Here is a 14,598-nt window from a genome sequence, read left to right on the forward strand (position 1 = left end):
TACAGTTATGAAAAGATATATAAACATATTGATGGTTGCTTTGGCAACGATGATGACCTCTTGTCTTACTGAAGACCCTAGAAATCAACTTTATGAAGAAGACATTTACAACAATGCCAACAACATATATATTAATGCAGTGGCTGTGCTCTACAATTACATTGGTGGCAGTGCAGACAGTGAGGGTTTACAGGGGACCTGTCGTGGGATTTATGACTATAACACACTTACTACAGACGAAGCCATGATACCTATTCGTGGTGGCGACTGGTACGATGGAGGTTTGTGGGCGAATATGTATCAGCATAAGTGGAGTCCTAATGATTTACCACTCTACAATACTTGGAAATACCTCTACAAGGTTGTTGTGTTATCGAACAAATCTCTGCATATCATCGATAAGTATAGCCATAACCTATCTGAGGAGCAGAGAGTGGCCTACGAAGCTGAGGTGCGAGCTCTGAGAGCACTTTTCTACTACTACATTATGGATATGTATGGCAGAGTGCCCATCGTAACATCCTATGAACAACCGCAGGATGAAGTTGTGCAGAGCGAGCGTAGCGAGGTTTTCCGTTTTATCGTGAATGAGTTGCAGGAGGTTGCCGAGTTGTTGCCAAATGAGCGTAGTAATAAGATGGGTAACTACTATGGTCGTATAACAACACCTGTAGCTAATTTCCTTTTGGCTAAGTTGGCTCTTAATGCCGAGATATATTGTGATGATAATTGGACTGATGGCGTTCCACGGAACGGTAAAGAGATATTTTTCACCGTCGATGGTGAGAAACTCAACGCTTGGCAGACCTGTATCAAATATTGCAATAAACTTGCCGAGGTAGGTTATCGGTTGGAGGACGATTATAGCTATAATTTCTCTGTGCATAACGAGAACTCCAACGAAAACATATTCACCATTCCGTTGGATAAGAACCTCTATGCTGCGCAGTTCTGGTATCTCTTCCGATCACGACACTACAACCATGGCGGTGCGTTGGGTGGCTCATCGGAAAATGGTACCAGTGCCAATATCTCAACAGTCTTAGCCAACGGATACGGCACAGATGATGTAGATGCTCGCTTTGAAAAGAACTTCTATGCCGGCATCGTAGAGGTTGATGGAAAGCCTGTAATGATGGACAATGGACAGCAGTTGGAGTATTTCCCATTGGAGCTAAAGTTGAATCTTACGGGAAGCTCCTATGTCAAGACAGCTGGTGCTCGTATGGCAAAATATGAGGTTGATAGGACCTCACATTCCGACGGTAGACAACCGGATAACGACATCGTGCTATTCCGCTATGCCGATGCTCTCCTGATGAAGTCCGAGGCAAAGGTACGTAATGGTGAGGATGGCTCGTTGGAGTTGAACGAAGTCCGAGGTCGTGTTGGTATGCCATATCGAGAAGCTACGCTTGAGAACATATTGAAAGAGCGTTTGTTGGAGTTAGTATGGGAAGGCTGGCGACGACAAGATATGGTGCGTTTTGGAGTTTATCACAAATCATACGATCAGCGAGTCCAACTGGCTGATGAGAAAAATGGGTATACCACAGTTTTTCCTATTCCACAAAAAAGTATAGACTTGAACCCAAAATTGAAACAAAATGTTGGATATAAATAACTTTAGCCTATGAGTATTCAATTTGACATTGCAAAACAGATTATAGCTGAAACATGCCCTAATCGCAAACTTAAGTTGGAGAATATTCGCCTTTTTGCAGATATTATTCAGCCTAAGAAATATCAAAAAGGTGATATAATTCTAAATGAAGGTGATTTACTTTGTTTTCATCCATTCCTAAACAATACGGCCTTACTCACAGAAAAATTACAGTTAGCCGAAAGTGATTCGAGATTCTTCGCTGCGCTCCCTTAGACAGGTGGGGATAGAAGAATAAGACAGGCGGCACCTCCGAAGCAAAAGCTGAAAACTGTGTTTTCGCTTTGTGCTTCCCTCGGTTTGCACTATCTTTGCAAAACGTTACAATAAAAATACAGGTATGAAGAAAGATAGTCAAGTGATATTCGACCGAAACGTGATAGAGTTCGTCACCGTGGCGGCCGAGTTCTGCAAGTTCGTCGAACAGGCCGAGGGAAGCAAGCGCAAAGCCTTTGTGGACACCACCCTGAAGCTGCTGCCACTGCTCTACCTCAAGGCGTCCATGCTGCCGCCCTGCGAAACCATCGGCGACGAGGCACCCGAAACGTTCGTCACCGAAGAGACCTACGAGATAGTGCGCATGAACCTGGCCGACATATTGGCCGACCGAGACGACTATCTGGACGTCTTCGTGAGCGACATGAAGTACAGCGACCAGCCCATCACCCGATACATCTCCGAAGACCTGGCGGATATCTACCAGGACATACGCGACTTTATCTTCGTCTTCCAGCTGGGACTGAACGAGACGATGAACGACTCGCTGGCCATCTGCCAGGAGAACTTCCGCCTGTACTGGGGGCAGAAGCTGGTGAACACGCTCCGAGCCCTGCACGAGGTGAAGTACGGCGCACAGGACGACGAAGAGGGAGTTGAGAGTGGAGAGTTGAGAGTTGAGAGTTGAGGGTTGAGAGTGAAAAAAGAAAACTGAACCGTATGATTATAAAAAGAACCATTGCCAAAGAGGCATTGAACGATCTGCCCAAAGCGGCCTTCCCCGGCCAGATACACGTGGTGCAGACACCGCAGGAAGCCGAAAGGGCGGCCGCCTACCTGAAGACGTGCCCCATAGTGGGCATCGACACCGAAACCCGCCCCTCCTTCAGCAAGGGGCGGGTCTACAAGGTGGCGCTGCTGCAGGTGTCCTCCGAAGACCACTGCTTCCTGTTCCGCCTGAACCAGACGGGGCTCACGATGCCCGTCATCAAGCTGCTGGAAAGCCCCGCCGTGACGAAGGTGGGCCTCTCGCTACGCGACGACTTCATGATGCTGCACAAGCGGGCACCCTTCGAGCCGAGGGCCTACGTGGAGCTGCAGGAGTATGTGCGCCCCTTCGGCATCGAGGACAAGAGCCTGCAAAAGATCTACGGCATCCTGTTCAACGAAAAGATATCGAAGTCGCAACGCCTGAGCAACTGGGAGGCCGAGACGCTGACGCAGCCGCAACAGCTCTACGCCGCCACCGACGCCTGGGCCTGCCTCAACATCTACCACAAGCTGCAGGAGCTGAAGGAGACGGGGGACTTTATAATTGAAAATTGAGAGTTGAAAATTGAAAATTCATAGCTGACGGCCCAGTCATCCCGCACTTGATGCGGGATCCAAGCCACCCCCACGTATACGGAGAAGTGGATTCCGGCTCAAGGCCGGAATGACAACAACGAAAACAAACTGAACGGAAATTAATATTTGATATTTGATATTTAATATTTCATATTTGATATTTGACATTTGATATTTCATATTTGATATTTGATATTTGAACCCATGTATAAAGTATATCTGAAATCGGGCAAGGAAGAGTCGCTCAAGCGCTTTCATCCCTGGGTGTTCTCGGGCGCCATCGCACGCATCGACGGCGAACCCCAAGAAGGTGAGGTCGTGGAAATCTACACGTCGAAAAAGGAATTCATCGCCAAAGGCCACTACCAGATAGGGAGCATCGCCGTGCGCGTGCTCTCCTTCCGACAGGACGAGGCCATCGACAAGGACTTCTGGAAACGGCGCCTGACCGTGGCGCGCGACATGCGCCGCAGCATCGGCGTGGCCGGACGGGCCGACAACAACACCTACCGACTGGTGCACGGCGAGGGCGACAACCTGCCGGGCCTCGTCGTCGACGTGTATGGACGCACGGCCGTGATGCAGGCCCACTCGGCCGGCATGCACCTGGACCGCATGACGATAGCCGAAGCGCTGGCCGAGGTGATGGACGGCGAGGTGGACAACATCTATTATAAATCGGAAACGACCCTGCCCTTCAAGGCCGACCTCTACCCCGAAAACGGCTTCCTGAAGGGAGGCAGCGCCGACAACGTAGCCACGGAGTATGGACTGAACTTCCACATCGACTGGCTGAAGGGACAGAAGACGGGCTTCTTCGTGGACCAGCGCGAGAACCGCGCCCTGCTGGAGCGCTATGCCCGCGGACGCAGCGTGCTGAACATGTTCTGCTACACAGGGGGCTTCTCGGTCTATGCCATGCGCGGAGGGGCCAAGCTGGTGCACTCGGTGGACAGCTCGGCCAAGGCCATCGACCTGACGAACAAGAACATCGCGCTGAACTTCCCCGACGACACGCGCCACGCGGCCTATGCCGAGGATGCCTTCAAGTTCCTGGACCGCATGGGCGACCAGTATGACCTCATCATCCTGGACCCGCCTGCCTTTGCCAAGCACCGCGACGCCCTGCGCAACGCCCTTCAGGGCTACCGCAAGCTGAACGTCAAGGCGTTCGAGAAAATCAAGCCGGGCGGCATCCTGTTCACCTTCTCGTGCTCGCAGGCCGTCAGCAAGGAGAACTTCCGCACGGCGGTCTTCACGGCGGCAGCCATGTCGGGGCGCAACGTGCGCATCCTGCACCAGCTGACGCAGCCGGCAGACCACCCCGTAAACATCTACCACCCCGAAGGAGAGTACCTCAAGGGCCTGGTATTGTATGTAGAATAGGCCGAAAGGTTAAACAATGCTAACAAAACGCATTTTTTCGTCGATTTGTTATGTTGTATAACATAAACCGCTTACCTTTGCACTGTGTTTTTCATGGTATTAGATTTAAGGTTAATAAAGATTGGGTGTCTGGGATAGATGCCCTTCTTTTTTTTATATACCTTCCATCCCTGAATCGGCCCCCGGCCGACACCCGCCGCAGGAAAGAAAAAAACGGTGGGTCGCTTGTTTTTCTCCCCCTGGTATTGTACTTTTGCAAGGTTATGTCAAAAACAAAGAACTTGTTAATTTTTAAAACCCAAGCAAAAGAACTATGAACATCAAGATTCGCTTAGTCATCATGAACTTCCTGCAGTTTGCCGTGTGGGGAGCCTATCTGACATCCATGGGCAGCTACCTGGTCAACGTAGGCCTGGCCTCGCACATCGGCATCTTCTATGCCATGCAGGGCATCGTGTCCCTCTTCATGCCCGCCATCCTGGGCATCATCGCCGACCGCTGGATACCCGCCCAGAAGCTGCTGGGCCTGAGCCACTTCCTGGCGGCCCTGTTCATGGCTCTCACCGGTTACTACGGCATGACAAGCGGACAAGACGTGGACTTCGGCCCCCTCTTCACCTTCTACGCCCTGAGCGTGGCCTTCTACATGCCCACGCTGGCCCTCTCGAACTCCGTGGCCTACACGGCCCTCGACAAGGCGGGGCTCGACACCATCAGGCACTTTCCCCCCATCCGCATCTTCGGCACCATCGGCTTCATCTGCTCCATGTGGGCGGTCGACATCCTGGGGCTGCAGAACAACTACGGGCAGTTCTTCGCCTGCGCCGCCATCGGGCTGGTGTTCGCCTTCTACGCGCTGACCCTCCCCGCCTGCCCCACGAGCAAGGGCGGACAGAGCAAGTCGCTGGTCGAGGCGCTGGGGCTGCGCGCCTTCACCCTGTTCCGCCAGAAGAAAATGGCCATCTTCTTCCTCTTCTCCATGCTGCTGGGCGTGTCGCTGCAGATTACCAACGGCTTTGCCAACCCCTACATCAGCAGCTTCGGCAGCATACCCGAGTATGCCGACACCTTCGGCGTGCAGCATGCCAACATCCTGATATCGCTCTCGCAGGTGTCCGAGACGCTCTGCATCCTGCTGATACCTTTCTTCCTGAAACGCTTCGGCATCAAGTACGTGATGCTCATCGCCATGCTGGCATGGGTGCTGCGCTTCGGCCTCTTCGGAGCGGGCAATCCGGGCAGCGGCGTGTGGATGTTCGTCCTCTCGATGATTGTCTATGGCGTGGCCTTCGACTTCTTCAACATCTCGGGCTCGCTGTTCGTCGACCGCGAGACGGACAAGGACATCCGCTCGAGCGCGCAGGGGCTGTTCATCATCATGACCAACGGCTTCGGAGCCACCATCGGCACGCTGGGCGCGCAGGCGGTGGTGAACCACTTTGTGGACTTCGGCAGCGAGGCGTCGCAGGTAGCCCAGTGGCAGTCGGCGTGGTTCACCTTCGCAGCCTATGCCCTGGTGGTGGCCGTGGTCTTCGCGCTGGTGTTCAAATACAAGCACCGGCCTGAAAACGCCTGACGCGCCGCCTGCCCCTCACCACCACATACTACAAACAACTGAACAAGCAACGAATATGAACCGAAAGAAGACAGAATTGCAGGTGCTGAACATCTCCTACAGCAGTTCGCAGGGAGGTGGCGCCTATGCCCTGGTGCTGGGCGAGGTCGGCGGAAGCCGGCAGATGCCTGTCATCATCGGGGCGGCCGAGGCGCAAGTCATCCTGCTCGAAATCAGGGGCATCGTGTCGCCACGCCCCCTGACGCACGAACTGTTTGCCTCCGTACTCGAGGCACTGTGCACCCGCCTGCTGCGCATATTGATCTACAAGGCGGAGAAGGGGCTGTTCTACTCGTACCTCTACCTGCAGGCGGCAGACGGGAGCCTGGTCCGCGTGGACGCCCGCACGAGCGACGCCGTGGCCCTGGCCATGCGCATGGGATGCCCCATCCTGACCTACGACGACATCCTCGAGGCCGAATGCATCCGCATGGACGAAGGCGAAGCCCCCGAAAAGCGCGAGGAACAGACCCTCGAGGAGATGCAGAAGGAGCTGGACAAGGCCATCGAGCAGGAGGAGTATGAAAAGGCTGCCGCCCTGCGCGACCTGATAAACAAAATGAAAGATTCAAATACCCAAGACTGATGCACGTATTCTATACACCCGACATACAGACACGGGCCGAGCTGCCCGAAGAAGAAGCCGCCCACGCCGTACGCGTGCTGCGCCTGCAGGAAGGCGACGAAGTGATGCTGACCGACGGAGCGGGCAACTTCTACCGCGCCGCCATCAGCGCGGCCTCGAACAAGCGCTGCCTGGTGCAGGTCCTCGAAACCCTGCCGCAGGAACCCCTCTGGACAGGCCACCTGCACCTGGCCATGGCTCCCACCAAGAACATGGACCGCACGGAGTGGCTGGCCGAGAAGGCCACGGAGATAGGCTTCGACGAGCTGACCTTCCTCAACTGCCGCTTCTCCGAGCGCAGGGTCATCAAGACCGAACGCATCCAGAAGATACTGGTGTCGGCCGTCAAGCAGTCGCTCAAGGCCCGCCTGCCGCGCCTGAACGAGATGACGGACTTCCACCACTTCGTGAAGCAGCCCTTCACGGGGCAGAAGTTCATCGCCCACTGCTACGAAGGCGAGAAGCCGCTGCTGAAGGACGTGCTGAAGCGGGGCGAGGACGCGCTGGTGCTCATCGGGCCCGAAGGCGACTTCAGCGAAGAGGAAGTGCGGCTGGCCGTCGAGCAGGGCTTCCGCCCCGTCAGCCTGGGGCGCTCGCGCCTCCGCACGGAGACGGCTGCCCTTGTGGCCTGCCACCTGATGAACCTCTGCAACCAGATTAATTGAAATAGTTTCAACCTTCTAAAAAATTATCGTCACATGAAAACCTGTTTATTGAACCGTCTGTGGATGGGCGCCCTGGCCCTCGTGCTGGCCGCATCGTGCTCCCATCCGGGTGACTACACCAACGCCATCCCCGCCGAGGCCACCGAAGTGGTCTCCATCGACCTGCAGTCGCTGGCCCTCAAGGCCGGAGTGGATGATCCCCAAAACGCCGAAGCCTTGCAGAAGTTGAGCCAGACGCTGGCCAGCGGCGTGAGCGCCGATGCCCAAAAGGCCGTGGAAACGTTCTTCGACAACCCCTCGGAGGCAGGCATCGACTTCGGCAAGCCTGTCTACATCTTCCATTCGTCGGAAACCAACCGCCAGGGCTTCATCGCCGCCGTGGACGATACCGACAAGCTGAAAAACCTGCTGAAGGCCACGCAGAGCGAAACGCAGATGGCCGACGTGGTCGAGAAGGACGGCTACAACTATTGCTACAACGACCGTGCCTTCGTGGCCTTCAACGCCACCACCCTGCTCGTGCTCCCCACGACCGACACGCCCGACATCGCACAGCTGCACCAGGAAGTCGCCGCCCTGCTGGGACAAAAGGCCGAACAGAGCGTCCACAGCCAGCAGGCCTTCCGGCAGATGCAGGAAACCCAGGGCGACGTGCGCATGATGATGACCGCAAGCACCTTCCTCAAGTTCTACCCCGACCCCATGCTGAAATCCATGATGGACAGCCTGCACATGCAGAACATGAAGTACATCGGCGGCCTCTCCTTCGAACCCGGACGGATGGCCATCAACGCAAGCTACACGTCGGACGACCCTCAGGCACAGGCGTTCATCGAAAAGCAACTGAAGACGACACGCCCGCTCCAGAACACCTTCGCCTCCTACTTCCCCCAGTCGACCCTGTTCTACCTCACCCTGGGCATGGACGGCAAGGAAGTGTTCGCCCAGCTGGACGAGAACCCGCAGCTCAAGAAGGCCCTCTCCGACAAAGACAGGGAGCTGGTGAAGACGCTGGTGGCCTCGCTTGAAAACGACTTCACACTGGGCATCACGGGCCTCAACGCCCAAGGGAACCCCACGATACTGGCCTATGCCGAAACCAACAACACCGACCTGCTGAACCAGCTGTACGAAGCGACCAAGGGACAGGGCGGCAACGACCTCACCAAGCTGGACAACGGCGACTACCTGTACACGGACAAAGGCATGAAGGTATACATGGGCATGCGCGGCAAGCAGCTCGTCATGACCAACGACGAAGCCCTCTACCGCAACGCTGGCAAGGAAAGCAAGCCCTCCCTGCTCGACACGGACTTTGCCAAGGAAATCGAAGGACAACGCTTGGTCACCGTCGTCAATACCGAAGCCGTCTTCAACCTGCCCATCGTCAAGATGGCCACGGGCTTCCTCAACCCCCAATACCGCGCCATGGTGACCGCCGCCGAAAACATCTCCTACCTGGAGATGAGCAGCGAGGGCACGAAGGGCCTCGTCGTGCTGCAACTGAAAGACCAAAAGACCAATGCGCTGAAACAGATTGTAGACCAGGTGAAGGCATTGTCCAACCTGTAACAAAAGAACAACCGACTTTTCATCCCATGAAGGAGATTCATCTGCAACAAACCCTTCCCCAAATCTTTGCAGGTCGCGATGCCATTGCCTCGGAGGTGTGGCACCGCGACCTCACTTTCGAGCGGGGCAAACAGTACCTGGTCGAAGCAGCCTCGGGTACCGGCAAGTCATCGCTGTGCAGCTATCTGTATGGCTACCGCAACGACTACGAGGGCATCATCTGCTTCGACGGAAGCAACATCCGCTCGCTCAAGGCCGCCGACTGGACACGCCTCCACCGCCGCTCGCTCAGCATCCTCTTTCAGGAGCTGCGCCTCTTCTCCGAGCTGACCGCCCTCGAAAACGTGCTGCTCAAAAACCAGCTGACCCGCTTCAAGAGCCGGCGCGAGATAGACGCCCTCTTCGACGCGCTGGGCATCGGCGACAAGAAGAACGAACCCACGGGGCGCCTCTCCTTCGGACAGCAGCAGCGCGTGGCCTTCATCCGCTGCCTGTGCCAGCCCATGGACTTCATCCTGCTGGACGAACCCGTCAGCCACCTGGACGAGGCCAACGCCGCCGTCATGGCCTCCCTGCTGGACAAGGAAGCGGGCACGCAGGGGGCAGGCGTCATCGTGACCTCCATCGGCAAACACCTCGATATGGACTATAACAACGTACTGAAACTATGAACAGACTTGTCTGGAAACTCCTGCGCCGCCACATCAGCGGCGCCCAGCTGGCAGGGTTCTTCCTGGCCAGCCTCTTCGGCATGACCATCGTGCTGCTCGGCATCCAGTTCTACCGCGACGTGGCGCCCGTCTTCACGCAGGGCAACAGCTTCCTGAAGAAGGACTACCTCATCGCCACCCGCAAGATCAGCACCCTGGGCAACCTGACGGGACGGAGCAACACCTTCAGCGCCGCCGCCATCGACGACCTGCGCCGTCAGCCCTTCACCCGCAGCGTGGGCACCTTCACTCCTTCGCTGTTCAACGTGTCGGCCGGCATGGGCATGGAGGAGGCTGGCATCCGCCTGTCTACGGAGATGTTCTTCGAGTCCGTGCCCGACGAGTACATCGACGTCAGCCTCGACCGCTGGCACTTCGACCCGCAGAGCCGCACCATCCCCATCATCATCCCCCGCAACTACCTCAACCTCTACAACTTCGGCTTCGCCCAGAGCCGGAGCCTGCCCAAGCTGTCCGAAGGGCTGATGAACCTCATCCGGATGGACATCCGCCTGAGCGGAAACGGGCTGGCAGAAAACTTCAAGGGGCAGATTGTGGGCTTCTCCAACCGGCTGAACACCATCCTCGTGCCCCAGGCCTTCATGGAGTGGGCCAACCAGCGCTATGCCCCCGGCCGCGAGGCGCAGCCCTCACGCCTCATCGTCGAGGTGAACAACCCCACGGACACGGCCATCAACGACTACTTCAGCCGGAAGGGCTACGAGACGGAAGGCGACTCGCTCGACGCCGGCCGGGCCACCTATTTCCTCCGCCTGGTGACGGGCATCGTGCTGGCCATCGGAGGCGTCATCAGCCTGCTGGCCTTCTACATCCTGATGCTCAGCATCTTCCTCTTGCTGCAAAAGAACCGCACCAAGCTGCAGAACCTGCTGCTCATCGGGTACGGTCCATCGCAGGTGGCCCTGCCCTACTGCCTGCTGACGGCCACCCTCAACCTGGCCGTCCTGCTGCTCTCGACGGGCTGCGTGGTGCTGGTGCGCCATGCCTACCTGCCTTTCCTGGAAGAGCTCGTACCCCAGCTGACAGGCAGTTCGCTGCTCCCCACCGCGCTGACAGGCCTGCTGCTGTGCGTCCTCGTCTCGACGCTCAACATGCTGGCCATCCGACGCCAGCTGCCGCGGGTCTCCTCCGCCGCCCGAAGCTGACGTAAAGTCCCCGCGGACACCTGTGCCCCAGGTACCTAAAAAAAAGCAAACGGCCGAACCATCGCTTCCTTTCCCTTGTTTTACCTGTCACAACATCGAGAAAATAGGAAGAGATATGAAACTGATTATGAGTGACAGACCCATCGACACCAGCCTGCTGGCGGGCAAGGACATCACGTACTTCGACCTGTCGACCCTGAAGATAGCCCCCTGCGTGGGCTGCTTCGGCTGCTGGACCCGCACGCCGGGCAAGTGTGTCGTACGCGACGATGCCACCCGCATCTATCCCTGCATTGCCCGAAGCAACCGGGTACTATACATCAGCCGCCTCCGCTACGGGGGCTATGACACCGTCATGAAAACCATGCTCGAGCGGGCCATCCCCGTGCAGCAGGCCTTCATCCGCATCCACGAGGGCGAGACGCACCACGTGCAGCGGGCCGTGGCCCTGAAGCAGGCCACCATCCTGGCCTATGGGGCACAGACGGAGGAAGAGCAGGACATCTTCCGCCAGCTGGTGGCCCGCAACGCACGCAACATGAGCTTTGAGAGTCATAAAATCGTATTTACCACCGAAGCCCTGCTGGAGAGCATGGTGAAAAACGTATTGCAACAATGGGAAAAATCATGATACTGAACGGAAGCCCGCGGGCTCCGAAGTCCAACTCCCTGCGCTATGCCGAGCTGTTCATGAAGTACAGCCGGCAGGCAGCCGACTACTACCCCATCACGAAGACCAACCACAGCCGCCTGCTGGAAAAAATGGCCGGCTATTCGGACGTACTCCTGGTGTTTCCGCTCTATGCGGACGCCCTGCCCGTCAGCCTGCTGAACTTTCTGAAGTCGCTCGAAGCCTGTCCGCCCCCGCGCAAGCCGGTCGTCTCCATCCTCATCAACTGCGGATTTCTGGAGCACACCCAAAACGAGGTAGCCGTGCGCATGCTGGAGCTATTCTGCAGGCAGAACAGCTACGAGATGGGCTCCGTCCTGATGCTGGGCAGCGGCGAAGCTATACTGGACACGCCCTTCAAGTATGTGGCTGCCCGTGCCATACGCAAGCTGGCCCGGGCGGTCGACGAAGGGAGCCGCCTCCGCCTGGCCGCCACCATGCCGCTGGGGCCGAGGCTGTTCAAGATGGCCGCCACCGTCTACTGGACCCGCTACGGACAGCGTTTCGGCACGTCGAAGAAGCAGATGCAGACGATGGGAATAGAGGGGAACGACTAAAAAAAAGAGAAAAACAGGAAGAAAAATCACTAACACAAAGCGCTTACAACCAACAAATTACAGAAAACCTGCGAAAAAAAACGATTTTTTCAGGGGAAGCAGATAGGGGATTTCGGCAGGGGCTGCGTTATACCAGTGAAAGCGGCCCCGGCCGGACGCTCTCAAAGAAACAAGCCAATAAGTATTCACCTAAAAAAAAGAAACGTTATGAAATTCAAATTTATCGCATTATCTTTGTGTATGGTTGCCAGTGCAAATATCGTAAAGGGACAGAACAACGACAAGAAGTTCAGTCCGTCCGACAATCGTCATGAGTTCCGCGTTGCCGCCAGCGACGGGCTGACCCTGACAACAGTCGATGTGCTCGGCATGGGATTGTCCGACGCCCTCACCGGCACCAAGCGCTCCAACGAAAAGGGCACGATGGTCTACAGCGTAGGTTACCGCTATGCCCTCAACCGCTTCCGTCTGGGAGGTGACCTGGGCTTTGCCAAAACCAGCAGCCAGCTGATGCTGAACGGCGAGACGTCGACGTCCATCAAGGAAAAGGAACTGAACTTCCTCGTACTGCCTACCGCCGAATTCGTCTACTTCAAGCGCAATCTGGTAGAGCTCTACGGATCGGCAGCAGCAGGTGTAAACCTCGTTCGCCACACCGAGAAGGGCCTCACCGATGCCGGCAAGTCTGCCGCCCAGAAAGCCAGCCTGAGCACCAACTTCGCCTATCAGGTGAACCCCATCGCCATCCGCGTAGGCAACGACCGTATAGGCGGATTCCTGGAAGCAGGCTTGGGCCACAAAGGCTTCCTCACGGCAGGTGTCAGCCTGAGATTCTAACTTCCCTAAACAACATTGCAATGAGTACAGACAGGAAAGAACTTTTCAAGGTCCGATTCGAAAAACATTATCCGAGGCTATGCTCCATAGCCTACGGATATGTTTCAGACCGCGACGACTCGGAAGACATCGTCCAGGAGACGTTCATCCACATCTGGGACAAGGGCAAGGACGACTTGTCCGAACAGGACTTCGTGGCCTACCTGACCACCGCCGTCAAGAACCGCTGCATCTCCTTCCTGCGGCGGAAGAAGGACGACACCGTGTCCATCGACGACCTTCCGCCGGCCCTCCACCATCCGTCCGACGACCTCCCCGCCGACGGCGAAGCGCCCCGCTCGCCCGAAGAGGTGATCGAGGAAGCCCTCGCCACCCTGCCCCCCAAGTGCAAGGACATCTTCCTGATGGCCAAGCTCAAGGGCATGAAGTACCGCGAGATAGCCCGCGAGCTGGGCATCTCCGAGAAGACCGTCGACAACCAGATGACGAAAGCCGTCAAGCTGCTGCGTGCCTATGCGGCCGAAAACCCTTTCCTGATGACTGCCATCGGCGCCATCGTATTATCCATCCTTGTAAACAGCCACTGACCATGAAACAGAACGAAGACATCAACGACCTGCTGGCCCGCCACCTGGCTCACGAGAGCATGACCGAGGCACAGCAACAGCAGCTGGACGCATGGACAGCCGCCCACCCGACGGAGTACCGACGCCTGATGCGACTGACCGACGCCCTCCGCCCGCAGGCGGACGAAAGCGACTTCGACGCCCGCCAGGCCTGGCTGAAGGTGGAGCCTCGGCTGAAGGGCAGAACGATGGAACTGCACCGCAGGCGACGCTTCATCACCTTCTGCTCCATAGCCGCCTCGCTGCTGCTCCTGCTGGGCACGGTCACCGTCTACCTCTTCCGCCAACCTGCCGTGCACTACGTGAACAACGGCCGGACGGCCCGCCACCTCCTCCTGCCCGACAGTTCGGAAGTGACCCTCTACCCGAAGACCACCCTGAGCTTCCGCTACGGAGCCCACCGCAGCGAACGCCTGGCCCGCCTCGAAGGCAAAGCCTTCTTCCACGTGAAGAAAGCCGCCGGCAAGCCCTTCCGTGTGGAGACCGAGGAAGTGGAAGTGGAAGTGCTGGGCACCTCGTTCCTCGTAGACGCCACGCACACAGAGCGCACTGCCGTCTTTGTGGAGAGCGGACGCGTAAAAGTCACCGCCGACGACAACGGCCTCGAACTCCACGCACACGAAAAGGCCGAACTCAGCAGAGGCAGCCTGCAGAAAGGCGTCATCGACGACCCGGCCACCTTCTTCAACCGCAAAAAACCGAAGATGGTGTTCAACCAAACGCCCATCGGAGACGTTATAAAGGAAGTGGAGAAGCACACGGGCATCCGCATCGAGCTGGGACGGGGTGTAGAGGAGAACACCGTCACCACCCGCATCGACCCCGACGATGCCGAGGGCATCGCGGCCGAGCTGGCTTTCCTCTGCGGATGCAAGTGCGACACGCTGAAACGTGGAAAACTTTACCGGCTACACTATGAGTAGAAAAAACGGGGCCTGCTGGC

Annotated in this window: 16 protein-coding genes; all 16 read left to right on the top strand. The window is 56.9% G+C overall.

Going from position 1 to position 14,598, the window contains the following annotated elements; translation table 11 throughout:
- Positions 1-7: 7 nt before the first annotated feature.
- The 16 genes from BQ7483_RS06315 (at position 8) to BQ7483_RS06395 (ending at position 14,578) form a co-directional block, all read left to right on the top strand.
- On the top strand, positions 8-1,624 hold the full coding sequence (locus BQ7483_RS06315; protein WP_072545264.1) for a RagB/SusD family nutrient uptake outer membrane protein: 1,617 nt from the start codon (positions 8-10) through the stop codon (positions 1,622-1,624).
- 9 nt (positions 1,625-1,633) lie between these two features.
- Positions 1,634-1,879, top strand: coding sequence for a hypothetical protein (locus BQ7483_RS18000; protein ID WP_235847312.1), 246 nt, complete (start codon positions 1,634-1,636; stop codon positions 1,877-1,879).
- 124 nt (positions 1,880-2,003) lie between these two features.
- Positions 2,004-2,567 (top strand): DUF5063 domain-containing protein, encoded by a 564-nt coding sequence (locus tag BQ7483_RS06325; protein WP_072545265.1) that lies wholly within the window; start codon positions 2,004-2,006, stop codon positions 2,565-2,567.
- Between the two features lie 32 nt (positions 2,568-2,599).
- A complete protein-coding gene (locus BQ7483_RS06330) occupies positions 2,600-3,205 on the top strand; it encodes a 3'-5' exonuclease (protein ID WP_072545266.1) in 606 nt (201 codons plus the stop codon).
- A gap of 225 nt (positions 3,206-3,430) precedes the next feature.
- A complete protein-coding gene (locus BQ7483_RS06335; protein WP_072545267.1) occupies positions 3,431-4,612 on the top strand; it encodes a class I SAM-dependent rRNA methyltransferase in 1,182 nt (393 codons plus the stop codon).
- Positions 4,613-4,925: 313 nt separating this feature from the next.
- Positions 4,926-6,188, top strand: a complete 1,263-nt coding sequence (locus BQ7483_RS06345) for an MFS transporter (RefSeq protein WP_072545269.1) — start codon at positions 4,926-4,928, stop codon at positions 6,186-6,188.
- Positions 6,189-6,243: 55 nt separating this feature from the next.
- The gene (locus BQ7483_RS06350) at positions 6,244-6,813 is read left to right on the top strand and encodes a bifunctional nuclease family protein (protein WP_072545270.1); all 570 of its coding nucleotides are present in this window, start codon (positions 6,244-6,246) and stop codon (positions 6,811-6,813) included.
- On the top strand, positions 6,813-7,517 hold the full coding sequence (locus BQ7483_RS06355; RefSeq protein WP_072545271.1) for a 16S rRNA (uracil(1498)-N(3))-methyltransferase: 705 nt from the start codon (positions 6,813-6,815) through the stop codon (positions 7,515-7,517). Before BQ7483_RS06350 ends, BQ7483_RS06355 begins: the two co-directional genes overlap by 1 nt.
- Before the next feature lie 33 nt (positions 7,518-7,550).
- Entirely contained in the window at positions 7,551-9,089 is a 1,539-nt protein-coding gene (locus BQ7483_RS06360) for a DUF4836 family protein (protein ID WP_083535664.1), read from the top strand.
- A gap of 26 nt (positions 9,090-9,115) precedes the next feature.
- Complete coding sequence (locus BQ7483_RS06365) at positions 9,116-9,760, top strand: ATP-binding cassette domain-containing protein (RefSeq protein ID WP_072545273.1); 645 nt, start codon at positions 9,116-9,118, stop codon at positions 9,758-9,760.
- Positions 9,757-10,965, top strand: a complete 1,209-nt coding sequence (locus tag BQ7483_RS06370; RefSeq protein ID WP_022020483.1) for a hypothetical protein — start codon at positions 9,757-9,759, stop codon at positions 10,963-10,965. Before BQ7483_RS06365 ends, BQ7483_RS06370 begins: the two co-directional genes overlap by 4 nt.
- A 115-nt stretch (positions 10,966-11,080) precedes the next feature.
- Complete coding sequence (locus BQ7483_RS06375; protein WP_072545274.1) at positions 11,081-11,596, top strand: flavodoxin family protein; 516 nt, start codon at positions 11,081-11,083, stop codon at positions 11,594-11,596.
- On the top strand, positions 11,581-12,192 hold the full coding sequence (locus tag BQ7483_RS06380) for a hypothetical protein (RefSeq protein ID WP_022020481.1): 612 nt from the start codon (positions 11,581-11,583) through the stop codon (positions 12,190-12,192). Before BQ7483_RS06375 ends, BQ7483_RS06380 begins: the two co-directional genes overlap by 16 nt.
- Before the next feature lie 207 nt (positions 12,193-12,399).
- On the top strand, positions 12,400-13,029 hold the full coding sequence (locus BQ7483_RS06385) for a hypothetical protein (protein WP_022020480.1): 630 nt from the start codon (positions 12,400-12,402) through the stop codon (positions 13,027-13,029).
- A gap of 20 nt (positions 13,030-13,049) precedes the next feature.
- On the top strand, positions 13,050-13,616 hold the full coding sequence (locus BQ7483_RS06390; protein ID WP_072545275.1) for an RNA polymerase sigma-70 factor: 567 nt from the start codon (positions 13,050-13,052) through the stop codon (positions 13,614-13,616).
- Between the two features lie 2 nt (positions 13,617-13,618).
- Positions 13,619-14,578 (top strand): FecR family protein, encoded by a 960-nt coding sequence (locus BQ7483_RS06395; RefSeq protein ID WP_072545276.1) that lies wholly within the window; start codon positions 13,619-13,621, stop codon positions 14,576-14,578.
- The last annotated feature ends 20 nt before the right edge of the window (positions 14,579-14,598 follow it).

The sequence above is a fragment of the Mediterranea massiliensis genome (genome assembly GCF_900128475.1).
Lineage (GTDB): Bacteria > Bacteroidota > Bacteroidia > Bacteroidales > Bacteroidaceae > Bacteroides > Bacteroides massiliensis_E.